This is a genomic window from Streptomyces sp. NPDC036813 (genome assembly GCF_055609245.1).
In genome coordinates this window covers 362,574-384,964 of sequence record NZ_JBVJPV010000001.1, presented here as the reverse complement: position 1 = coordinate 384,964, position 22,391 = coordinate 362,574, and the positions used below count along the sequence as shown (strand labels likewise).

At 72.5% G+C, this 22,391-nt stretch carries 16 protein-coding genes; 2 read left to right on the top strand and 14 right to left on the bottom strand.

What is annotated here, in order from left to right; translation table 11 throughout:
* Positions 1 to 21: 21 nt before the first annotated feature.
* The 6 genes from ACZ67Q_RS01570 to ACZ67Q_RS01545 all read right to left on the bottom strand — a co-directional run bounded on the left by ACZ67Q_RS01570 (position 22) and on the right by ACZ67Q_RS01545 (position 9,774).
* The gene (locus ACZ67Q_RS01570) at positions 22 to 3,918 is read right to left on the bottom strand and encodes a glycoside hydrolase family 2 TIM barrel-domain containing protein (RefSeq protein ID WP_471175981.1); all 3,897 of its coding nucleotides are present in this window, start codon (positions 3,916 to 3,918) and stop codon (positions 22 to 24) included.
* A gap of 286 nt (positions 3,919 to 4,204) precedes the next feature.
* The gene (locus ACZ67Q_RS01565) at positions 4,205 to 4,714 is read right to left on the bottom strand and encodes an SRPBCC family protein (RefSeq protein ID WP_471175047.1); all 510 of its coding nucleotides are present in this window, start codon (positions 4,712 to 4,714) and stop codon (positions 4,205 to 4,207) included.
* 147 nt (positions 4,715 to 4,861) lie between these two features.
* Entirely contained in the window at positions 4,862 to 5,371 is a 510-nt protein-coding gene (locus tag ACZ67Q_RS01560) for an O-acetyl-ADP-ribose deacetylase (protein WP_471175045.1), read from the bottom strand.
* On the bottom strand, positions 5,368 to 6,777 hold the full coding sequence (locus ACZ67Q_RS01555; RefSeq protein ID WP_471175043.1) for a phytoene desaturase family protein: 1,410 nt from the start codon (positions 6,775 to 6,777) through the stop codon (positions 5,368 to 5,370). Before ACZ67Q_RS01555 ends, ACZ67Q_RS01560 begins: the two co-directional genes overlap by 4 nt.
* 147 nt (positions 6,778 to 6,924) lie before the next feature.
* A complete protein-coding gene (locus ACZ67Q_RS01550) occupies positions 6,925 to 7,770 on the bottom strand; it encodes an inositol monophosphatase family protein (RefSeq protein WP_471175041.1) in 846 nt (281 codons plus the stop codon).
* Positions 7,771 to 7,938: 168 nt separating this feature from the next.
* Positions 7,939 to 9,774 carry a gamma-glutamyltransferase family protein gene (locus ACZ67Q_RS01545; protein WP_471175039.1) on the bottom strand — a complete coding sequence of 612 codons (1,836 nt, stop codon included), beginning with the start codon at positions 9,772 to 9,774 and terminating at the stop codon, positions 7,939 to 7,941.
* 115 nt (positions 9,775 to 9,889) lie between these two features.
* Between ACZ67Q_RS01545 and ACZ67Q_RS01540 the strand changes: the two genes are divergently transcribed.
* Both ACZ67Q_RS01540 and ACZ67Q_RS01535 read left to right on the top strand, forming a co-directional pair.
* Positions 9,890 to 10,954, top strand: a complete 1,065-nt coding sequence (locus ACZ67Q_RS01540; RefSeq protein WP_471175037.1) for a lipoate--protein ligase family protein — start codon at positions 9,890 to 9,892, stop codon at positions 10,952 to 10,954.
* A 171-nt stretch (positions 10,955 to 11,125) separates the two neighbouring features.
* Positions 11,126 to 11,797, top strand: a complete 672-nt coding sequence (locus ACZ67Q_RS01535; protein WP_471175035.1) for a hypothetical protein — start codon at positions 11,126 to 11,128, stop codon at positions 11,795 to 11,797.
* Positions 11,798 to 11,849: 52 nt separating this feature from the next.
* Here the strand turns inward: ACZ67Q_RS01535 and ACZ67Q_RS01530 are convergent, their stop codons facing one another.
* From ACZ67Q_RS01530 to ACZ67Q_RS01495, 8 genes are all read right to left on the bottom strand, one after another.
* Positions 11,850 to 13,379, bottom strand: a complete 1,530-nt coding sequence (locus ACZ67Q_RS01530) for an NCS1 family nucleobase:cation symporter-1 (protein WP_471175033.1) — start codon at positions 13,377 to 13,379, stop codon at positions 11,850 to 11,852.
* A 106-nt stretch (positions 13,380 to 13,485) separates the two neighbouring features.
* Positions 13,486 to 14,508: a TIGR03842 family LLM class F420-dependent oxidoreductase gene (locus tag ACZ67Q_RS01525; RefSeq protein ID WP_471175031.1), complete on the bottom strand. Its 1,023-nt coding sequence runs from the start codon at positions 14,506 to 14,508 to the stop codon at positions 13,486 to 13,488.
* 20 nt (positions 14,509 to 14,528) lie between these two features.
* Entirely contained in the window at positions 14,529 to 15,932 is a 1,404-nt protein-coding gene (hydA, locus tag ACZ67Q_RS01520) for a dihydropyrimidinase (protein WP_471175029.1), read from the bottom strand.
* Positions 15,933 to 16,034: 102 nt separating this feature from the next.
* Entirely contained in the window at positions 16,035 to 16,877 is an 843-nt protein-coding gene (locus ACZ67Q_RS01515) for a nitrilase-related carbon-nitrogen hydrolase (protein WP_471175027.1), read from the bottom strand.
* 156 nt (positions 16,878 to 17,033) lie between these two features.
* Positions 17,034 to 18,617 (bottom strand): PucR family transcriptional regulator, encoded by a 1,584-nt coding sequence (locus ACZ67Q_RS01510; RefSeq protein ID WP_471175025.1) that lies wholly within the window; start codon positions 18,615 to 18,617, stop codon positions 17,034 to 17,036.
* Positions 18,618 to 18,663: 46 nt separating this feature from the next.
* On the bottom strand, positions 18,664 to 19,914 hold the full coding sequence (locus tag ACZ67Q_RS01505; RefSeq protein WP_471175978.1) for an aspartate aminotransferase family protein: 1,251 nt from the start codon (positions 19,912 to 19,914) through the stop codon (positions 18,664 to 18,666).
* A gap of 29 nt (positions 19,915 to 19,943) precedes the next feature.
* Positions 19,944 to 20,786 carry a nitrilase-related carbon-nitrogen hydrolase gene (locus ACZ67Q_RS01500; RefSeq protein ID WP_471175023.1) on the bottom strand — a complete coding sequence of 281 codons (843 nt, stop codon included), beginning with the start codon at positions 20,784 to 20,786 and terminating at the stop codon, positions 19,944 to 19,946.
* A gap of 404 nt (positions 20,787 to 21,190) precedes the next feature.
* The gene (locus tag ACZ67Q_RS01495; protein ID WP_471175021.1) at positions 21,191 to 21,835 is read right to left on the bottom strand and encodes a hypothetical protein; all 645 of its coding nucleotides are present in this window, start codon (positions 21,833 to 21,835) and stop codon (positions 21,191 to 21,193) included.
* Positions 21,836 to 22,391: the final 556 nt, after the last annotated feature.

The following is a 22,391-nucleotide window of genomic DNA, read 5'->3' as shown; positions in this document are numbered from 1 at the left end:
CCGTCTCGCAGGCCGCCCGGGTCAGACGGTTCCGGTCGGCCGGCGGGACAGCGACGTGGCCCGGTCCACGTCCGTGAGAGGGCGCAGGCGGTAGGTGTACGTGTAGTCGCGGTCGGTGAAGAGTTTGTACTCGTCGTGGGTGTGGGCGCCCCAGCTGTTGTCGCCGCCGACGCCCATCTGGCGGTGGTTGACCCGCAGGACGACCTCCTTGCGCGGGGTGAGCTGGTAGTCGTGGCGGACGCCGAGGGAGAGGTCCTCGGGGGTGAAGTGAGAGGCGTTGACCTCGATCAGCGGCTCCCCGGCCACCAGCAGGCCGCGGCCGGCGGCGTCCGTGAGGGCGGCCCAGCGCACGTCGGTCTTGTTGCCGTTCTCCTGGGGGCGGATGTAGGAGGTCCACTGCTCGGAGACCGTCCCGGACCACAGGCCGACGTCGGTGCCGTCGTTGCGGTCCCAGTAGTTGTCCTCGGGCCCGCGCCCGTAGTAGTGCAGGTGCTCCAGCCGCTCCGGCAGGAACAGCATCGTGCCGACTTCCGGAAGGTACGGCAGGCTCGCGGCGCCCGGGTGCAGGCTGTGATCGACGCGGATCTCGGCGTTGCCGAACACCGTGTAGGTGGTGGAGTACGCCGACGCCACCGTGGTGGGCAGGGTGCCGGTCACCTTGATCTCGACGGCGCGGTCGCGCACGGGCCGCACGGTCACCCCGGTCACGGCGCGGCGCGCGCCCGCGTCGCGCCATGTCTGGTTGCGGGTGTGCTGGCCGTTGCCGCGGTCGTTGTCGGTGGGCGCACGCCAGTAGTTGGGCACGGGGCCCGAGGTGATCAGGCGCATCCCGGCGGCCTCGTAGGTGGTGATGAGGCCGGTGCGCTTGTCGACGGTGACGGTGAAGTCCGCGCCGGTGACGGTGACGGACGCGGCCGTGTCGGCGTACCGCAGCGCGGGCACGGAGCCGAGCGGGGCGGGGGTCACGGCCGGGCTGCCCGCGTCGAGCGGGATCTGCTGCCGGGCCACCTCGAAGCCGGCCTTCGCCCAGGGCGTGGCCTCCCGGGTGGTGAAGGACAGCTCGAGGAAGTGGTCCGTGCCGGGCGCGGGGCTGCCGGGCAGGGTCAGCGGCACGGTGACGTCCTTGCGGGTGAGCGGTGGGACGTCCAGCTGATCCCGGGTCAGCTTTCCCTTCTGCACGACGACGCCGTCGGCGACGAGCGACCAAGTTCCGTCGAATTCCCGGACGTTGGTGAACAGGTATTCGTTGGTGAGCGTCACCCGGCGCGGGTCCCGACCGGCAGGGGCGGCGTTGATCGCCTGGTAGATCCGCTTGACCTCGGCGGCCTTGCCGGTGTGACCGCGGTCGGCGGTGACGATGCCGTCGGCGGCGAAGGCGCCGTCGTTCGGGTTGTCGCCCCAGTCACCGCCGAACGCGAAGAACGTCTTCTCCTTCGGCTCGACCTCGGTGAGTCCCACCGTGGCCGCGTCGAACCAGAACCGCACCCCCGCGTCCCCCGGCCCGCGCCCCTCGGCGGCCAGCTCACCGGCGCCCAGCGCACGGGCGTGGACCCGTGCCCGCCGGATCGTGCCGCTGAACTCCCGGGTCGGGTTGTCGACATCGGTGGCGAGGGAGAGGGGCGCGGTGGTGCTGGTCGGCCGCAGGGGGGTCTTCCGTGTCGCCCTCACCGCGCCGTCGGCGTACAGCGTGACCGTGCCCGCGTCCGCGTCGAAGACGCCGGCGACATGGTGTTCGCGGCCGGCCCAGTCCGCGGGCAGTGCCCAGCTCGCGGTGACCCACTGACCGGCGCTGTGGATGGAGAACTCCAGGTTCCCGTTGGTCTGTTTGAGCGCGTACTGGGTGTCGCCCTTGGCGAGGATCGGCTGGTGGTAACCGGTGACGCGCGGCGTGATCCAGGCTTCCAGGGTGAGCGAACCGGTGAGGTCGAGGCGGTCGTCGCGGGCGAAGACGGTGCCGCCGCTGACGCCCTTGGCCCGGTCGAAGCGGCCGTGCGCCGGGAGGATCTCACCACGCAGCCTGCCCGGCCCGGTCTCGGTGAGGAGCGTGCGCGCGGGGGTCGGCCAGCTCAGCGACTGGTCGACGAAGTCCCAGATCCAGCCGCCCTGCAGCACGTCGTAGCGCCGGATCAGCTCCCAGTACTGCTTGAGGTTGCCGTTGGAGTTGCCCATCGCGTGGGCGTACTCGATCATGACGTACGGCCGGGTGTCGGTGGTGTCCTCGGCCCGCTGCTCCACGCGCGCCGGGGTGTCGTACATCTCCGAGCGGATGTCGCTGACGCCGGGGCGGTCGTCGCCCTCGTACTGGATGACGCGGGTGGGGTCGTAGGAGCGGATCCAGTCGTGCATGGCGGAGAACGTACTGCCGCCGCCGGCCTCGTTGCCGAGGGACCAGATGACCACCGAGGCGTGGTTCTTGTCGCGGTGGACCATGTTCTGCGCACGGGCGACGCAGGCGGCGGTCCACTCGGGGTGGCTGCCGGGGTACTGGCCGCGGACGCCGTGCGTCTCCAGGTTGGTCTCGTCGACGAGGTAGAGACCGTACTCGTCCGCGAGTTCCAGCCACTGCGGGTTGTTCGGGTAGTGGGAGGTGCGGACCGAGTTGATGTTCATCCGCTTGATGATCTCGATGTCGCGCACCAGGTCGGCGCGGGTGAGCGCGGTGCCGCGGTCGGGGTGCATCTCGTGGCGGTTGGTGCCGCGGAACGACACCGGCCGGCCGTTGATGCGCATCAGGCCGTCCTTGAGCGCGAACTCGCGCAGCCCGACCCGGTGCGAGAGCGTCTCGGTCACCCTCCCGGCCGGGTCGCGCAGTTGCAGGACGGCGGTGTAGAGATACGGCCGCTCGGCCGACCACAGCTTCGGATCGGGTACGGCCCTGGCGGCCTGCACGGTCAGCTCGCCGCCGGAGCCGAGGTCGGCGCTCAGCGGCAGGGGCCGCGGCCAGACCGGGTGGCCGTCGGCGTCGTACAGCGTGCACTCGACGGTGTGCCGGCCACCGCCCCCGCCGCCGTAGTCGCGCACGCTCGCGGTCACCTTCAGCTCCGCCGACCGGTAGCCGTCGCCGAGCGGGGTGTCCAGCTTGAAGTCGCGCAGGTGCACGCTCGGCGTGGAGTACAGGTAGACCGAGCGGAAGATGCCGCTCAGCCGGATCATGTCCTGGTCCTCCAGCCAGTCGCCGTCGGAGTAGCGGTAGACCTCGACGGCGATCTGGTTGGTGCCGGCCTTCAGGTGGTCGGTGATGTCGTACTCGGCCGGCGTGTAGGAGTCCTCGTGGTAGCCGACGAGCTGCCCGTTGATCCACACGTAGTGCGCGGACTTGACGCCCTCGAAGTGCAGGAAGGTGCGGCGGCCGGACCAGTCGCCGGGGACGGTGAACGTGCGCCGGTACTGGCCGACGGGGTTGTAGCGGGTCGGCGCGGTGGGCGGCTGCGGGTCCTCGCCGAGGCCGTTGGGACCCCAGTAGGGGTAGGTGATGTTGACGTAGATCGGGAAGTCGTGGCCGTGCAGTTGCCACACGGAGGGGACGGGGATGGTCTCCCAGTCCCGGTCGTCGAGGTCGGTACGGTGGAAGTCGGCGTCCCGGTCGTCGGGACGGTCGGCGTAGGCGAACTTCCAGGTCCCGTCGAGGCTCATCCGGTACGGCGAGGCGGTGCGGTCGGCCTTCAGCGCCTGGGCGAGGTTCGCGTACGGCATGAGGGTGGTGTGCGGGGGCTCGGTGCCCACCTGGAACAGGGCCATGTGTCCGTTCCACTCCGAGCGGTCGTCCGCCGCTTCCCGCGGGCCGTCGGCATGTGCGACGGTGGACGGACCGGACAGGGCGAGCGCGCCGAGCACGGCGACGGAGGACTCCAGGAGACGACGGCGGCTGACGACCGTGCGCTCGGGGCGGGCGGACGGGGACGCGTTCGGGTGCGGCATGACCGGGGCCTTCCTGACGACCGACACGCAACTCATGGTGACCGTGCGGCTACTGAGCCACCGTCACCCTAGAACCCGAACACTTTCCTATCAATGATGCTGTCGGAGTTTGTGTGATCCTGATGGGCGCACGTCGCCCATCAGGATCAGCGGCGCGGCAAAACCGGCTCACGTCGGCGCAAAACCGGCTCACGTCGGCGCGGAACCGGTGATGCCACGGCATGCGACCGGCGAGGCCGCGGCGCCCAAGCGGCGGTGCCCCGGCGGGGCCGGGTCGCGGGAGCGGCTACGCCTCGGCCTCGGCCTTCACGCCGGCGAGCGTCGCCTCGATACCGGTACGCAGCAGGGCGAGCCGGCCGTCGACGATCTGCTCCTCGCGCTCCGGGAACTTCTCCACGAAGTCGTTCAGCGGGCCGCGGCCGGGGCCGATGCGCATGCCGTGGCGCAGCCGGGTGGCGGACCCGTCGGCGACCGGCTCCAGGGTGTACGTCCACCGCGCGAGCGCCTCTTCGTCCCGGTCGCTGTGCCGGACGACCTCCCAGGCGTAGGTGTGCGGCTCATCGAGCACGGTGATGCGGCTGACGGTGCGCCACTCCCCTATGTGCTCGTTGTGGTTGCGGCCGGAGAAGCACGCCCCGACGGACGGCTCGCGCGCCCCGTCGAGCCACTCCACCTCCTGCAGCTCGGGGCTGTACTTCGCCGAGGTGGCGATGTCCGAAACGATCTTCCACACCTGTTCCGGCGCGGCCGCTATCTCGATCTCGCACTCCACCCCGGGTCCATCGGCAAGACGCATCGCTTCAACCTCCATACAGGGGAACGGCTCCATTCCGTGCACCGGTCGGTGATCACCGGCGCAGGGCGCGGCCAGGCTAGCGCGTGACTTTGACGCATCGTCAGCGACCCCGGCTCCGGAAGGGCCGCGACCCCAGGGGCCGCCGCGTCAGCCCAGCTGCCGGGCGAACGCGTCGTACGCGCGGTCGTCGAAGAGGACGAAGCGGACCTCTTCCACCGCGGTGGGGGTGGTGCGGACCGTCTCGACCGCGATGCGGGCCGCGTCGTCCATCGGCCAGCGGTAGACGCCCGTGGAGATCGCGGGGAAGGCGACGGTCCTCGCGCCGAGTTCGTCGGCCACGCGCAGGGACTCCCGGTAACAGGAGGCGAGCAGGTCGGAGCGGTCCTCGCTCGCGCTGTGGACCGGGCCGACCGTGTGGATCACCCAGCGGGCGTCCAGCTCGCCCGCGGTGGTGGCGACCGCCCGGCCGGTGGGCAGCCCCTTGCCGTACCGCGAGGCGCGCAGCTTGCGGCAGTCGTCAAGGATCGCCGGGCCGCCGCGGCGGTGGATCGCGCCGTCGACGCCTCCGCCGCCCAGCAGGGAGGAGTTGGCCGCGTTGACGAGGGCGTCGGCGCTCTGCCGGGTGATGTCGCCCTGGACCAGGGTGATGGTGGTCATTCCTGCCTCAGCCTCCTCCACACGGCCTTGGCCGCGTTGTGCCCCGACATGCCGTGCACGCCCGGGCCCGGCGGGGTGGCCGACGAGCAGATGAAGACGGCCGGATGCGGGGTGGCGTACGGGAACAGGGACAGTCTGGGGCGCAGCAGGGTCTGGAGCCCGGACACCGCGCCGGAGGCGATGTCACCGCCGACGTAGTTGGCGTTGCGGGCGGCCAGTTCGGGCGGGCCGGCGGTGGCGCGGGCGAGGACACGGTCGCGGAACCCCGGCGCGAAACGCTCCAGTTGACGTTCCAGGGCGTCGGTGAGGTCGCCGGTCCAGCCGTTCGGGACGTGGCCGTAGGCCCAGAAGACGTGGCGGCCTTCGGGCGCGCGGGTGGGGTCGACCACGCTCGGCTGCACGGTGATGAGGAACGGCCGGTCGGGGGCGCGGCCCTCGCGGGAGGCCGCGCGCAGCGCCGCGCCGATCTCCGCGCTGTTCGCGCCGATCTGCACGGTCCCGGCGGTGCGGGCCTGCGGCGCGGTCCACGGGACCGGGCCGTCCAGGGCGTAGTCGATCTTGAAGGCGCCGGGGCCGTGGCGGAAGCCGTCGTAGTGGCGACCGAAGCCCGCGATGCGGGCCAGGGCGGTGGGCGAGGTGTCGAAGACGTAGGCGCGGGCCGGGGGCAGGTCGTCGAGCCGCTTGACCTCGTAGTCGGTGTGGATGTCGCCGCCCAGGTCGGTCAGGTAGGCGGCGAGCGCGTCGGAGATCGCCTGGGAACCGCCTCGGGCGACGGGCCAGCCGCGGGCGTGCGCGGCGAGCGCGAAGACCAGGCCGATGGCGCTGGTGGCGACGCCGCCGAGCGGGGCCATGACATGCGCGACGAGACCGGCGAACAGTGTCCTCGCCTTCTCGTCGCGGAAGCGGCGCATCAGCCACGTGGACGGGGGCAGGCCGGCCAGGCCGAAGCGGGCGAGCGTCACCGGGTCGCGGGGCAGCGCGGTCAGCGGCAGGGACATGAAGTCCCGGACGAGGGTGTCCCAGCGGTACAGGAACGGCTCCACCAGCCGGCGGTAGGCCCCGGCGTCGCGCGGGCCGAAGGACGCGGCGGTCTCGGCGACCGAGCGGGCGAGCACGGCCGCGCTGCCGTCCGGGAAGGGGTGCGCCATGGGCAGCTCGGGGTGCAGCCACTGAAGGCCGTAGCGCTCCAGCGGCATGGCGCGGAACGCGGGCGAGTTGACGGCGAGGGGGTGGGCCGCGGCGCACGGGTCGTGGTGGAACCCGGGCAGGGTCAGCTCCTCGGTGCGGGAGCCGCCGCCGACGGTGTCGCGGGCCTCGAACAGGGCGACGGAGAAGCCGCGGCGGGCCAGCTCCACGGCTGCGGTCAGTCCGTTCGGCCCCGCACCCACCACGACCGCATCGAGCATCGACGGCACCTTCGGACCCCTTCGTCAGCCGACGGCCTGCCTGAGGGGATCAGGATATGCCGGGGCACCGACAGGCCCGGCGGCGCGGTCGGCCGCCGCCGGCCGGTCCGTGGGCTTCACCCCTGCCACAGCGGCGCCGCCCGTCCCTCACGCCCCCTGCGCCAGCAGCGCCTGTATCCGGCGCGCCGTGGCCGCGTCGCGGGCCGCGGTGAAGGGCAGGGCGTTGCCGCCGGCGATGCGGAACGGCTCACCGGTGACCGTCAGGTGGACACCGCCCGCCTCCTCGACGAGCAGCAGGCCCGCCGCGTGGTCCCATGCCGCCTCCCAGGAGAAGGCGACGGCGTCGGACTCGCCGCGGGCGACGGCCAGATACTCAAGCCCCGCCGAACCGCAGGCGCGCGGTGCGACTCCCGGCGTCCACAGGCCCAGCAGGGCCCGCTTCTGTTCGTCGGTGGTGTAGTCGGGGTGCGAGGTGGCGACCCGCAGGTCCTCGCCCGAGGCCGGCACTCCGGCGTACAGCCGCTGTCCGTCGAGGTGGGCGCCGCCGCCCCGCACGGCGGTGGCGAACTGGCCGCGGGCGGGTGCGAACGTCCACGATGCCAGCAGGACGCCGCCCTGGGCGAGCGCGACCAGGGTGCAGAAGCCGTCCTCGCCGTGCACGAACTGCCGTGTGCCGTCGACGGGGTCGACGATCCACACCGGGGCCGCGCCCCGTATCGCCTCGTACGTCGCCGGGTTGGCGTGCACGGCCTCCTCGCCGACCACCACGGAGCCCGGCAGCAGGGCGCGCAGGGTCTCGGTGAGATACAGCTCGGCCTTGCGGTCGGCGTCCGTCACCAGGTCGTGCGGCCCGCTCTTGACGTCCACCTCGTGATCGGCGAGCTGCCGCCAGCGGGGCATGATCTCGGCCGCGGCGGCCTCGCGGACCGCCTCCTCCACGTCGGCCGAGTGGCGGGCGAGAAACTCCTCGATGGTTCCCGTTTCTTGGATCATGCCTCCATCACAGCATGCGGCACTGACATTCCTCACGCGGCCCGTGCACACCGGGTTGAATCGGGATGAACGTGCGGCTCCGCTCATCCTGCCCAAGGCCGGGTGCGGCTCCGCTCATCCTGCCCAAGGCCGGATGCGGCTCCGCTCATCCTGCCCAGGGCTCCGGGTTCAGCGGCCCACCGCGTATCCCTGCATCCCCCGCGGGTTGGCCGCCGCCGACAGCACGCCGGTGCGCGGGTCGCGGGCGACCGCGCACAGCCGGCCCTCGGACCAGGCCGGGCCGACGGTCACGTCATGACCGCGGCGGCGCAGCTCGGCGACGACGTCGGGGTCCGTGCGCGACTCGACGGTGAGGGCGCCCGGCCGCATGGCGCGCGGGTAGAAGGAGCCGGGGAAGCTGTCGTTGTGCCAGTTCGGGGCGTCGATCGCGCCCTGCAGGTCGAGCCCGCCGCGCACCGGGGAGCGCAGGGCCGCGGCCAGGAAGAAGTGCAGCTGCCACTGGTCCTGCTGGTCGCCGCCGGGGGTGCCGAAGGCGAGGACGGGCACGCCGTCGCGCAGGGCGAGCGACGGTGTGAGCGTGGTGCGGGGGCGGCGGCCGGGCGTCAGGGAGTTCGGCAGGCCCTCCTCCAGCCATGTCATCTGCAGCCGGGTGCCGAGCGGGAACCCCAGCTCGGGCACGACGGGGTTGGACTGGAGCCAGCCGCCGCTGGGCGTGGCGGAGACCATGTTGCCCCAGCGGTCGACGACATCGAGATGGCAGGTGTCCCCGCGTGTGACACCGTCGGCGCCGACCATCGGCTCACCCGGCACCGGGGAGGTGACCGGCCCCGCGACGGTGGGCTCGCCGACGCCGAGCGCGGCCAGCGGATCGGGACCGTCCGCCACGGTGGCGGCCACGCGTGCGTGGGCGCTCAGCCGCGGGGTGCGGCCGCCCGGGCTGCCGGGCCGCAGCTCGGTGGCGGCCGTGTCGCCGATCAGGGCCCGGCGTGCCGCGTTGTAGTCCTCGGACAGCAGCTCGTCGACGGGCACCTCGGCGGCGTCGCCGTACCAGGCCTCGCGGTCGGCCATGGCGAGCTTGCAGCCCTCGACGAGCAGGTGGACGTAGTCCGCTGAGCCGTACGGCGGCAGCTGCGGCGGGAGCAGGGCGAGTTGCTGGAGCAGGACGGGGCCCTGACTCCAGGGGCCGGCCTTGCACAGGGTCCAGCCGTTCCAGTCGTACGTCACCGGCGTCTCGTAGGCCGCGGACCAGGCGGCGAGGTCGGTGAGCGTGAGGGTGCCGGTGTGGCGCTCGCCGCTGGTGTCCAGCGTGGGCCGCCCGGACTGCCGTACCAGCGCCTCGGCGATGAAGCCGGCACGCCACACCTCGCGCGCGGCGTCGATCCGGGCTTCCCGTTCTCCCGCCCCGGCGACCTCGGCCAGCAGCCGCTTCCAGGTGGCGGCGAGCGCGGGGTTGCGCAGCAGCTCACCGGTCCGGGGCGCGCGGCCGCCGGGCAGATAGACCTCCGCCGAGGAGGTCCACTCGGTCTCGAACAGCTCCCGTACGGTCTCCACGGTCGCGCCGACGTTCTCCACGGGCGCGTGCCCGTGTTCGGCGTACCCGACGGCGTACTTCAGGACGTCGGCGAGGGACTTGGTGCCGTGGTCGCGCAGCAGCAGCATCCACGCGTCGAAGGCGCCGGGCACGGCGGCGGCGAGCGGGCCGGTGCCGGGGACGAGGTCCAGGCCGAGGCCGCGGTAGTGCGCGACGCTCGCGCCCGCCGGCGCCACGCCCTGTCCACACAGCACCCGCACCTCGCCGCCGGCGGGGGCGAGGAGGATCGGCACCTCGCCCGCCGGCCCGTTCAGATGCGGCTCCACCACCTGCAGCACGAACGCCCCGGCCACGGCGGCGTCGAAGGCGTTGCCGCCGTCCTCCAGAACCGCCATGGCCGACTGGGAGGCCAGCCAGTGGGTGGAGGACACCATGCCGAAGGTGCCCTGCAGGGTGGGCCGGGTGGTGAACACGGGCGCCTCCTGGGCTCGGGTGTGTCTCCCGGGTGGATCGTACGAGCGTGATCACGCTCCGGGGAACACGGCGGTCGCCCGCGGCGTTGATCCCGTAGGCAGGAGGGGAGGCCCCGTGCACGGTGAGTACAAGGTCCCCGGCGGCAAGCTCGTCGTCGTGGACGTGGACGTCGAGGACGGCGTGCTGCGGCACGTGCGCGTGGCTGGCGACTTCTTCCTGGAGCCGGACGAGGCTCTGGACGCGGTGAACGGCGCGCTGGAGGGCGCCCCGGCGGACACCGACGCGGCGGGGCTCGCGGCCCGCGTCGACGCGGCGCTCCCCGAGGGCACCGTGATGTACGGGCTCACCTCGGAAGGCGTCGGGATCGCGGTGCGCCGCGCCCTCGCGCACGCGACGGACTGGACGGACTACGACTGGCAGCTGATCCACGAGGGTCCCCAGTCACCGGCGCTGCACATGGCGCTGGACGAGGTGCTGACCGCCGAGGTGGCGGCCGGACGGCGCCCGCCGACGCTGCGCGTGTGGGAATGGGGCGCCCCCGCCGTGATCATCGGCAGCTTCCAGTCCCTGCGCAACGAGGTCGACGCCGAGGGAGCCGCACGCCACGGCGTGCAGGTCGTGCGCCGGATCTCCGGCGGCGGCGCGATGTTCGTGGAGCCGGGCAACACCATCACCTACTCCCTGTCGGTGCCGGAGGCGCTGGTGCAGGGCCTGTCCTTCCAGGACAGCTACGCCTACCTCGACGACTGGGTGCTCGGCGCGCTCGGCGACATGGGCATCCGGGCCTGGTACCAGCCGCTGAACGACATCGCCACCGACCAGGGCAAGATCGCGGGTGCCGCGCAGAAGCGGCTCGTGGCCCCGCACGGCGGGCCGGGGGCCGTACTGCACCACGTGACCATGTCGTACGACATCGACGCCGGCAAGATGGTCGAGGTGCTGCGCATCGGGCGGGAGAAGCTGTCCGACAAGGGGACCAAGAGCGCGAAGAAGCGGGTGGACCCGCTGCGCCGGCAGACCGGACTGCCCCGCGAGGCGGTCATCGAGCGCATGATCGACTCCTTCCGCACGCGGTACGGCGTGACCGAGGGCAAGATCACGGACGAGGAGCTGGCCCGCGCCGAGGGACTGGCCCGCACCAAGTTCTCCTCGCCGCAGTGGACCGCCCGGGTGCCCTGAGCATCCCGGCAGGAGAGGCTTTTCGTACAAGTCCGGCGCCCGTCGGCACGCCAGCGTCACCGCACCGGCACGGAGCGAGTTCGCCCTTCCGCCCCACAGGGAGTCATGTGACACTGTCGTCCCGTCCGCACTTCGGACGCCCCTCACAGCCTCCCCCATGAGATGTGCGCCGTGCGTTTGCTTCCTCTGCCGCTCGCCCTGACCGCGCGCCTGTCCCCGGTGGCCGTGCTGGCCACGGCCGGCTGGGCCCTGTCGTCCGGCCCGCTCGCCCCGGCCCCGGCCGCCGGGCACGAAGTCGCGCAGAACAAGACGGCCACCCAGTCGGCCACCGCCCCCTCCGCGACGACGGAGTCGAAGTCGTACGCCACGGCCCCCGCGCCCTGCACGAGCATCGGCACGAAGACGATCACCTCGCTGGTGCCCGGCGCCAAGACGGGCGGCAAGGAGATCCCCTCCACGGACGTGAAGCTGCGCCGCACATGCTCCTGGAACGCCCTCAAGGGCTACGACTACCGCTGGCTCGACGTCTCGTTCGAGATCATGGGCTCCGGGGAGCAGGCGCAGAAGTCGTACCAGGAGCGCACGGCGGAGAAGGGCGGCGGCGGTGCCGTGCCCGGTCTCGGTGACGAGGCCTACTCGGTGGTGAACCTGACCACCGAGGACAAACAGCAGACCCGGGAGGGCGAGGTGATCGCCCGCGCGGACAACGCCGTGGTGGTGGTCACCTACAACGGCAGCGACTTCGAGACGAAGAAGGCGCCGAGCACCGACGAGATCAACAAGGGCGCGATCAAGGCGGCCAAGGAGGCGATGGCGGCGCTGAAGGGCGGCCAGGCCGGCTGACCGCCCCTGCGCATGCTCACGCGTCGGCGTACGAGCGGCACCACCGCCGCGCTCACACCTCGGCGTATGCGCGCCGGTGGCGTGGCAGCATCAGCGCCAGATACACCACCAGCGACGTCGCGAGCCCCACGGCCCAGCCGTAGTCGGCGAGAGCGGCCAGCGCCGGGACGGGGCGGCCGTCGATCAGCGGGTGGAAGTCGGCGCCGCCGACGGCCAGCACTCCGCCCGCCGCGAAGGCGGCCACGGCCCGCCAGTTCCAGCCGCGCGCGTACCAGTAGCGTCCGCCCGCCCGGTACAGGTCGGCGAGGTCGAGCCGGGCGCGGCGCAGGATCCAGTAGTCGGCGACGAGGATGCCGGCGACCGTGCCGAGCAGTCCGCCGACCAGCCCGAGCCAGGTGAAGATGTAGCCCTGCGGGTCGGCGTAGAGCTTCCACGGGCAGATCAGCACGGCGAGCACGCAGGTGATCAGCGCACCGGTGCGGAAACCGACCCTGCGCGGCGCGACGTTGGAGAAGTCGAACGCCGGGGAGACGAGGTTCGCCGCGATGTTCACGGACAGGGTCGCCACCAGGACCGTGACGAGGGCGTACAGCAGGCCGACCGTGCTGTCCGTCTTCGCCGCGAGCTGCACCGGGTCCCAGACCGGCTCGCCGTACACCGCCTGAGAGCCGGAGGTGACCAGCACGGACAGGAACGCGAACAGGGTCATCGTGGTGGGCAGTCCGAGCGCCTGACCCCACGTCTGCGCCTTCTGGCTGCGGCCGTAGCGGGTGAAGTCGGGGATGTTCAGCGACAGCGTGGACCAGAAGCCGATCATGCCCATGAGCGAGGGCGCGAAGAGTTTCCAGAAGTCGGCGCCCCAGCCCAGCCGGGACGGCTGGTCGAAGAGGGGGCCGAGACCGCCGGCCTTGTCGCTCATCCACCACAGCATCACGAACGCGCCGACCAGCACGAAGGGCGCCGCCCAGTTCTCGAAGCGGCGGATCGTCTCCATGCCCCGGTGGATGATGGCGACCTGGAGCACCCAGAACAGTGCGAACGACAGCCACATGGTCCAGGCGTAGCCGGCGATGTGGGACGCCTGCGACCAGCCGGAACCGATCAGTTTCCCGGCCAGGAAGTAGATCGCCTCGCCACCGATCCAGGTCTGGATGCCGAACCAGCCGCAGGCCACCAACGCCCGCACCACGGCGGGCAGGTTCGCGCCGCGCAGGCCGAAGGAGGCGCGCGCGAACACCGGGAAGGGGATGCCGTACTTGGGTCCGGCGTGCCCGGTGAGCAGCATCGGCACGAGCACGATCACATTGGCCAGGGCGATGGTGAACACCGCCTGCTTCCAGTCCATCCCGACGGCGATCAGCCCGGAGGCCAGCGTCCAGGAGGCGGTGTTGTGGGCCATGCCGACCCACAGCGCGCAGAAGTTGTACGTGGTCCAGGTGCGCCGCGCCGCCGGGACCGGCAGCAGGTCCTCGTTGGCGTACCGGCTGCCGGGCGGCGCGGAGTCCGGCGCGAGCTCCACCCGGCCGTCGGGCAGGGTGACCTGGCCGGTCGGGGGTATGGCGGTGGGAGCGGTCTCGGTCATGGCAGCCCCATGGGGTGAGGTGGGTCGGGGTGTGTGCGGGCACCGGCCCCTCCCCCCACGCGGTGGGGAGGGGCGACCAAGGGCTTGAGGGAGAGGGGGCGGGCGGTCAGGCGGTCAGCGCGGGGATGATGTGCCGGCCGTAGGCGTCGATGACGGCTTCCTGCGCGTCGTGCATGTCGTAGACGGCGAACTGGTCGACGCCCAGCGCGCGCAGCGCCCGCAGCTTCTCGATGTGCCGCTCGACCGGTCCGATCAGGCAGAACCGGTCGACGATCTCGTCGGGGACGAAGGCGGTGTCGGGGTTGCCGCTGCGTCCGTGATGGGCGTAGTCGTAGCCCTGGCGGGCCTTGATGTAGTCGGTGAGTTCGTCGGGGACGGCCGCCGAGTGCTCGCCGTACTTGCTCACCAGGTCGGCGACGTGGTTGCCGACCATGCCGCCGAACCAGCGGCACTGCTCGCGGGCGTGGGCGAGGGCCTCGGGCGAGTCGTCGGCGGTGACGTAGGCGGGGGCGGCGACGCAGACGGTCACCTCGGACGGGTCGCGTCCGGCGGCGGTGGCGGCGTCACGGACGGCCTTGACCATGTACTCGGTCAGATAGAGGTCGGCGAGCTGGAGGATGAAGCCGTCGGCCTCCTCGCCGGCCATCTTCAGCGCCTTGGGCCCGTAGGCGGCCATCCACACGGGCAGTTCGGCGCCCGGTTTGATCCAGGGGAACCGCACGACCGTGCCGCCGCCGAGGTCGGCCTCCCGGCCGCTGCCGAGGGCCCGGATGACCTTCATCGCCTCGCTGATCCGGGCGAGCGTGTTGGGTTTGCGGCCGGCGACGCGCATGGCGGAGTCGCCGCGGCCGATACCGCACACCGTGCGGTTGCCGAACATGTCGTTCAGGGTGGCGAAGGTGGAGGCGGTGACCTCCCAGGTGCGCGTCCCCGGGTTCGTCACCATCGGGCCGACGGTCAGCGTCTTGGTCTGGGCCAGGATCTGGCTGTAGATCACGAACGGTTCCTGCCACAGCACGGCGGAGTCGAAGGTCCAGCCGTGGCTGAAGCCGTTGTGTTCGGCCCGTTTCATCAGGTCGATGACCCGGGAGGCGGGCGGGTCTGTCTGCAGGACGAGCCCGAAGTCCATGGGCGCCACTCCTCGTTCGGCTAGTTCAGGTACTGACAGGTGGAGCGGGGGAGGTAGACGCCGTGACCGGCGTGCCCGGTGTACTCCCGCTGGTCGATGACGAGCTCACCGCGCGAGAGCACGGTCTCGACACGGCCGGTGACCCGTTTGCCCTCGTACGCCGAGTAGTCGACGTTCATGTGGTGCGTCTGCGCGGAGATCACCTGCTCGGCGTGCGGGTCGTAGATCACGACGTCGGCGTCGGCGCCGGGCGCGATGGTGCCCTTCTTCGGGTACAGGCCGAACATCCGGGCCGGGGTGGCGCAGGCGATCTCGATCCAGCGGCGCCGCGAGATGTGCCCGTCGACGACGGCCTGGTGCAGCAGGTCCATACGGTTCTCGACGCCCGGCAGGCCGTTGGGAATCTTGGAGAAGTCGCCCAGGCCCAGTTCCTTCTGGCCCTTGAAGCAGAACGGGCAGTGGTCGGTGGAGACGACCTGGAGGTCGTTGGTGCGCAGGCCCTTCCACAGCTGGGCCTGGTGCTCCTTCGGCCGCAGCGGAGTGGAGCAGACGTACTTGGCGCCCTCGAAGCCGGGCTCGGCGAGGTTGTCGGTGGACAGGAAGAGGTACTGCGGGCAGGTCTCCCCGAACACCGGCAGTCCCTCGTCGCGGGCCCGGGCCAGCTCGGCCACCGCCTCCGTCGCCGAGACGTGCACGACGTACAGGGGCGCCCCGGCGACCTGTGCGAGCCGGATCGCGCGATGGGTGGCCTCGGCCTCCAGCAGCGCCTTGCGGACCTCACCGTGGAAACGCGGGTCCCGCTCGCCGCGCTCCAGGGCCTGCTGGACGAGGACGTCGATAGCGATGCCGTTCTCGGCGTGCATCATGATCAGCCCGCCGTTGTCGGCGGAGCGCTGCATGGCGCGCAGGATCTGGCCGTCGTCGGAGTAGAACACTCCCGGGTAGGCCATGAACTGCTTGAAGGAGGTCACGCCCTCCTCCACCAGCAGGTCCATCTCCTTCAGCGTCTCGTCGTTGACGTCCGAGACGATCATGTGGAAGCCGTAGTCGATCGCGCAGTTGCCTTCCGCCTTGGCGTGCCAGGCGTCCAGGCCCTCGCGCAGGCTGTGTCCGACGCTCTGCACCGCGAAGTCGACGATCGTGGTCGTCCCGCCCCAGGCGGCGGCCCGGGTGCCGGTCTCGAAGGTGTCGGAGGCGAAGGTGCCGCCGAACGGCAGCTCCATGTGGGTGTGCGCGTCGACGCCGCCCGGCAGGACGTACTTCCCGGTGGCGTCGATCGTCCGCTCGGCCGTCCACGCCCCGGCGGCCGGGGTGCCGGAGGCGGCGAGGGCGGCGATACGGCCGTCCTCGATCAGGACGTCGGCGTGGATCTCGTCGGACGCGGTGACGACCAGGCCCCCACGGATGACGGTTCGGGTGCTCATGTCTGTGTCGCTCCTCCCGGTGGATGTGTGCCGGTCGTGGGTGGCTGGTCGCGCCCGCGCGGCGGTACCCGCAGATCGGACCCGGCCCCGCGCCCGGGGTGTCTACGGTGCCGTCAGCGGTTCGTACGCCCCGGGGGCGCGGTCCCGGTAGAACTGCCAGCGGTCGCGCACCTCACGCAGCTTCGCCAGGTCAAGGTCGCGCACGACCAGTTCCGTCTCCTTGTCGCTCGCGACCTCGCCGACGAACTGCGCCTCGGGGTCGACGAAGTAGCTCGTGCCGTAGAAGTCGTTGTCACCGAGGTCCTCGACGCCGACCCGGTTGATCGCGCCGACGAAGTACTCGTTGGCCACGGCCGCCGCCGGCTGCTCCAGCTGCCACAGGTAGCGGGACAGACCGCGCGAGGTCGCCGACGGGTTGAAGACGATCTCGGCGCCCGCGAGACCGAGGGCCCGCCAGCCCTCCGGGAAGTGCCGGTCGTAGCAGATGTAGACGCCGATGCGGCCGGCGGCGGTGTCGAAGACGGGCCATCCGCCGTTGCCGGGACGGAAGTAGAACTTCTCCCAGAACCCCTTGACCTGCGGGATGTGCGTCTTGCGGTACTTGCCGAGGTAGGAGCCGTCGGCGTCGATCACGGCGGCGGTGTTGTACAGGACGCCGGGCTGCTCCTCCTCGTACATCGGCAGGACGAGGACAATGCCCGCCTCCCGCGCGAGTGCCTGGAAGCGCTGCACGATCGGGCCGTCCGGGATCTGCTCGGCGTACGCGTAGAAGGCGGGGTCCTGGACCTGGCAGAAGTACGGCCCGTAGAACAGCTCCTGGAAGCACAGCACCTGGGCGCCCTGCGCGGCGGCGTCGCGCACCGCCTGCTCATGGACCTGGATCATGGACTCCTTGTCGCCCGTCCACGCGGTCTGGAAGAGGGCGGCGCGGATCACTCGGCTCATCACGTTCCTCCGCTCGGTCGGTGTGCGGCGAGCGTAGAAAGTCCGGGGGCGCGCGGTGAGGTACACCGTGTCACGTCCACAGGGGTGCGGCGTGCCACCGTGTCACCCTTCGTCTGGCGCATGTTTCACCGCCGTTTTCGCAGGTGGTCGTCTGTGTCAGGGATGTTGCGCGTCGTGCGCGAGGAGGGCTATGTGCACCGAGGCGGCCTGTTCGAAGTCGTCCAGGTCCACCCCCAGGCGGGTCTGTATCGCTTCCAGGCGGCGGTACAGGGCGGGCCGGGAGACATGGTGGAGCTGGGCGGTGCGGGACTTGTTGCGGCCGGTGGCGAGGTAGGTGCGCAGGACGGCGAGCAGGTCGTCGTCGGCGGTGCCGAGCAGCCCGTCCAGCTCCCGCTCCGCGAAGGACTGCACATGCGGGTCGTCCCGCAGCAGCCGGATCAGGCCGCGCAGATGGACGTCCCGGAGACGGACCACGGGCGGCAGGTCGAGGGCGGCCGCGGAGTCGGCGACGGCGTCGGCGACGTGCCGCGCCTCGCGCAGCCCGGCCGGTACGTCGTCCCAGGCGGTGCGCGGGTCGGCGGCGGCGACCACGGCCGGGGCGTGGTCGTCCGGCCGGCCCGCGGGGTGCGCGGCGCGCAGCCGGGCCGCGAAGTGGGCGGTGAGCGCGTCGGCGTCCTGGTCGCGGGCGAGACTGAGCAGGACGGCGGTGGTGTCGCCGGCGAGTTCGGCCACCAGCCCGGGCAGCCCCAGCAGCCGCAGGACGCGGTCCAGTTGTGCGGCGTCACGGTCGCGGACGACGAGCGGGACGAAGGTGCGCCGGTTGACCGGCAGCCCCGCGGCGCGGGCGCGGGGCAGCAGTTGCCGGGCCGGTACGACGCCGGAGACCAGGTCGGTGAGCAGGCTCTGCGCGGACTGCTCCTCCCAGGTGCGGGCGGCCGGTCCGGCGAGCATGCGGTGCAGGACGAGGGCCTCGGCGGCCCGCTCGGCGAGGAGGCGGCCGACGGCCGGGTCTCCTCGGTGGCCGCACAGCACGAGGCGGCCCCAGCGCTCGCCGCGCCCGCCGAGTTCGGCGCGGATCCAGCCGTCGGCGTCGGCGGCGCCGGCCTGGCGTGCGATGCGGTCCCAGTCGCGCAGCACGTCGTCCACCGCGGGCCGCTCCCCCGCCGTGGCCAGCACCCGGTGGGCGAGGTTGGTGACGACGACGGGGCAGCCGCAGTGCCGGGCGATCTCGTCGAGGAGGCGTTGCAGCGGGGCGCCGGAGGTGATCAGCGCGGTCAGCGCGGTGCGTACGGACTCCGACAGGCTGACCGCGGCGAACTCGCGTCGCACCAGCCGCGCCTGCACCTCTTCGGTCAGCTGGGCGAAGGGGAACGGCCGGTGCAGCACGACCAGCGGCAGCCCGCACCGCTCGGCCGCCCTGCGCATCACCTCCGGCGCGGCCGGGAACGCCCGCCCGAGGCCCAGGACGACCGCGGCCGCCTCGGCGCGGTGCAGGGAGCGGATGTAGTCGGCCTGCTTGTCCTCGTCGCCGGCGAGGAGCACGCCGGTGGTGAGCACGAGTTCGCCGCCGCTGAGCATCACGCCGACGTCGGGCGCCTCGGCGACGTGCACCCAGCGCACGGGACGGTCCAGCCGGCCGGCGCCGGCCACCACCTCGGGCTGCCCGGCGAGCACCCGCTCGAGGGTGAGGATCTGCCGTACGGACAGGGCCGGTTCCACGGGTTCCCAGGTGATGGTCATGGCGCCTTCCTCGATGCTGCCGCTCGGCTCACCGCTCACCGAGCCGCTACTGGAGGCTTCTCAGGGCGTCCTCGAGGATCGCGGCGCCCTCCTCGGCCTCCGCGACGGTCAGGGACAGCGGCGGAGCGATGCGCAGCGCGGAGGTGTTGTGCCCGCCGCCCTTGCCGATGAGCAGCCCTTGGGTGCGGCACGCCTCCAGGACGGCCGCGGCGGCCTGCGGATCGGCGTCGTCGGTGCCGGGCCGCACCAGCTCGACGCCGATCATCAGCCCGCGCCCGCGCACCTCCCGTACGGCCGGGACCTGGGCGGCGATCCCGCGCAGCCGCTCGATGAGCAGGCCGCCGACGCGCCGGGCGTTGCCCTGAAGGTCGTGCTCCAGCAGATAGCCCAGGTTGGCGAGGCCCGCGGCCATGGTGACCTGGGTGCCGCCGAAGGTGGAGATGCTATTGGCGTCCAGGCAGTTCATGATCTCGGCGCGGGCGATCACACCGCCGATGGACATGCCGTTGCCGATGCCCTTGGCGAAGGTGACGATGTCCGGCGGGCCGCTGCGGGCGTGAGCCTGCCAGCCCCAGAAGTGGTCGCCGGTGCGGCCCCAGCCGGTCTGCACCTCGTCGGCGATCCACAGCACGCCCCGCTCGGCGAGCACCTCGCGGAAGGCGGCGTACAGACCGTCCGGCGGGGAGGTGAAGCCGCCGACGCCCTGGATGGGCTCGGCGATCAGCGCGGCGGGCGGGCGGGTGTGGCCGAGGAGGTCCTTCAGGTCGTCCACGCAGGCCGCGATGAAGTCCTCGTCGCTCAGGGAGGCGTACGGGCCGCGGGTACGCACCCCGCCGTGCACGTACAGCGTCTGCAGCGGGGAGAGCGAGGTCGGCGACCAGCTGCGGTTGCCGGTGATGCCGACGGCGCTGAACGAGCGGCCGTGGTAGCTGTTGCGCATGGCGAGGATCGTGTTGCTGCGCCGGTGCGTCGTCGCGAGCAGCAGGGCCGTGTCGTTGGCCTCGGTGCCGGAGGTGGTGAAGAAGACGCGGGCGTCGGGGATGCCGCTGAGGTGGGCGACGCGCTCGGCCAGCTCGACCATCGGGCGGTTGAGGTAGAGGGTGGAGGAGTGGATGATCCGCCCGGCCTGCTCGCTGACGGCCTTGGTCACCTCCGGCAGGGCGTGGGCGGTCATCGTCGTCAGGATGCCGCCGAAGAAGTCCAGGTAGCGGCGGCCGTCGGAGTCCCAGACATGGCGTCCCTCGCCGTGCGTGATCTCGATCGGGTCGTCGTAGTACAGCGCGAGCCAGTCCGGCATGACACTGCGGTGGCGGGCGTACAGGTCGCTCACGGCTGCACCAGTCCTTCGTAGGCGTCGGGGCGGCGGTCGCGGTAGAAGGCCCACTGCTGCCGCACCTGGTCGATCAGGTCGAAGTCGAGGTCGCGGACGACGAGTTCCTCCTTGGAGTCGGAGGCGGCTCCGCCGACGAACTGCCCGCGCGGATCCACGAAGTAGCTCGTGCCGTAGAAGTCGTTGTCGCCGTAGGGCTCCTGCCCGACGCGGTTGATCGCGGCGACGAAGTACTCGTTGGCGACCGCGGCGGCGGGCTGCTCCAGCTGCCACAGATAGGCCGACAGGCCGCGGTGGGTGGCGGAGGGGTTGTAGACCAACTGCGCGCCGTTGAGCCCGAGTTGCCGCCAGCCTTCCGGGAAGTGCCGGTCGTAGCAGATGTACACGCCGACCTTGCCGACGGCCGTGTCGAAGACGGGCCAGCCGAGGTTGCCGGGCTTGAAGTAGTACTTCTCCCAGAAGCCCCGCACCTGCGGGATGTGGTGCTTTCTGTACTTCCCCAGATAGCTGCCGTCGGCGTCGATCACGGCGGCGGTGTTGTAGTAGAAGCCGGACTGCTCGACCTCGAACACCGGGACGACGATCACCATGCCGGTCTCGCGGGCGAGCTCCTGCATACGGCGCACGGTCGGGCCGTCGGGGACGGGCTCGGCCCAGCGGTAGTGCTCGGGCTCCTGGACCTGGCAGAAGTACGGGGCGTTGAACACCTCCTGGAAGCCGATCACCTTGGCTCCCTGGCGGGCTGCCTCGCGGGCGTGCTCCTCGTGCTTCGCCACCATGGACTCGGTGTCGCCGGTCCAGGTGGCCTGGACCAGGGCGGCACGGACGACGTTCGCCATGAGCTGCTCCTTCGACGCGACGTCAGAGCCTCTACGCCCGTAGAAGCAGGCCGTAGAGGGACGAACGTAAGCCTCCCGGACGGGCTTGCCAAGACCATCGTCGCCAACCCGCTGAGTCGAGGGCGATTGACACTCCTGTGGGTGATCCGTGGGGCTGGTGGGGTGGGTGGGGCGGCGTTTTCGGTGCGCGGGGTGCGCGTGGGTCGCTTCTGGGCGAGTGGTCTCGGTGCGGGCGGATGGCCTCGGGTGCCTGTGGGGGCATCCGGTGCGGGCGGTGGTCTCGGGTGCCCGTGGCGGGCATCGGCCGGGGGGTGGTCTCGGTGCGGGCGGGTCTCGGGTGCGCGTGGGCGGCATCGGCGCGGGCGGGTGGCCACGGGGGCGGGTGTCGGTGGCTTCGGGTGCGCTCAGTGGGCGAGACCGGCGACACGCAGGGCGTGCAGGAGGTCCCAGTGGCGTTCGTCGGTGACGCCCCGGGCGGCCTCGAGCAGCAGCGGCACGAGGAGCCGGGGGTCGGGGGCGGCGCTGCGGGCGGCCTCCTCGGGGGTGCGGACGCGGACGTAGGCGCCGAGCAGCGCGCGCACCTCGCGGTGGCGGCCGGCCGTGTGCAGCGCGAGCACGGCAGCGCCGATCTCCTCGGCGGGCCGTGCGACGCCCTGCCGCAGGATGTGCTCGCCGTCGGCGTCCCGGCCTGCCGCGACGAGCGCGTCCGCGGCGGCGACGAGCCGCTCGGCGGGCAGCGAGGCGGCCTCCCACAGCAGCGTCGCCCAGTCCGCGCCGAGCCCGGCCCGGTGCAGCTCGGCGGCGAGCAGCGGGAAGCGGGCGGCGGGCCAGTGGGCGAGCTCGATGAGCAGCACGTGTGCGTCACCGGTACGACCGTCGGCGCGCAGCCGCGCGAGCCGGTCCACGGCGTCCTCGACCGCCCGGCGATCGGCCCCGTCCACCGGCTCGGCCCCGTCCACCGGCTCGGCCGCGGGCACCGCCTCGGCGCCCTCCCCGGCCCCGGCGAACCGGGCCCCCCGCGGGCCACGGCCGGCGTCGGCAACCGGCACCGGCTCCGCGAGAAGCGCGGCGTCGCCCTCGTCGACGGCACCGGCGAAGCGAGCCCCGCCACGACGCCGCTTACGCGGCTTGGAGCCGGGGGGTACCGGGCGCGCGGCAGCCTGGGCATCGGCTGGAGGACCGGTGGGGGGCGCCACGGGGTCGGACAGGGCGGAGGCGAGGGCGTGTGATCCCGGCCGGGCAGGGGGGACGCCAGGCTGTGCGGGCGGGACGCCGGGCTGGGCAGGTCGGCCGTCGGCCTGCGAGCGGGGATCGGCGACCCGGTGCGGTGCGGGCGCGGTACCGGCGGGCGGGCGCGTGACGGTCCCGGTACGGGCGGCCGGGGACGCGACGGGCCCGGGCGGGAGCGCGGGGTCAGGCAGGGACCTGAAGGGCGCGGGGCGAGCCTCCTGCACCGGCCGGGAGGCCGCACCCCCCACCGCCTCCGGCGCGGCACCGACGGCGGCCGTGGCACCCCGACCGCCAAAGTACGGCTCGGCATGCGAAGGAGAGGCGATGACCGGCTCGCCCTGCCCAGCCCCCGCCACCGCGGCCGGGCCGAGGAAG

Coding starts and splice junctions, on each gene's coding strand:
- ACZ67Q_RS01525 (WP_471175031.1), bottom strand. CDS start 14,508: ATGGACTTCGGGCTCGTCCTGCAGACAGACCCGCCCGCCTCCCGGGTC.
- hydA (WP_471175029.1), bottom strand. CDS start 15,932: ATGAGCACCCGAACCGTCATCCGTGGGGGCCTGGTCGTCACCGCGTCC.
- ACZ67Q_RS01530 (WP_471175033.1), bottom strand. CDS start 13,379: ATGACCGAGACCGCTCCCACCGCCATACCCCCGACCGGCCAGGTCACC.
- ACZ67Q_RS01505 (WP_471175978.1), bottom strand. CDS start 19,914: ATGCCGGACTGGCTCGCGCTGTACTACGACGACCCGATCGAGATCACG.
- ACZ67Q_RS01500 (WP_471175023.1), bottom strand. CDS start 20,786: ATGGCGAACGTCGTCCGTGCCGCCCTGGTCCAGGCCACCTGGACCGGC.
- ACZ67Q_RS01570 (WP_471175981.1), bottom strand. CDS start 3,918: ATGCCGCACCCGAACGCGTCCCCGTCCGCCCGCCCCGAGCGCACGGTC.
- ACZ67Q_RS01510 (WP_471175025.1), bottom strand. CDS start 18,617: ATGACCATCACCTGGGAACCCGTGGAACCGGCCCTGTCCGTACGGCAG.
- ACZ67Q_RS01515 (WP_471175027.1), bottom strand. CDS start 16,877: ATGAGCCGAGTGATCCGCGCCGCCCTCTTCCAGACCGCGTGGACGGGC.
- ACZ67Q_RS01555 (WP_471175043.1), bottom strand. CDS start 6,777: ATGCTCGATGCGGTCGTGGTGGGTGCGGGGCCGAACGGACTGACCGCA.
- ACZ67Q_RS01550 (WP_471175041.1), bottom strand. CDS start 7,770: ATGATCCAAGAAACGGGAACCATCGAGGAGTTTCTCGCCCGCCACTCG.
- ACZ67Q_RS01565 (WP_471175047.1), bottom strand. CDS start 4,714: ATGCGTCTTGCCGATGGACCCGGGGTGGAGTGCGAGATCGAGATAGCG.
- ACZ67Q_RS01560 (WP_471175045.1), bottom strand. CDS start 5,371: ATGACCACCATCACCCTGGTCCAGGGCGACATCACCCGGCAGAGCGCC.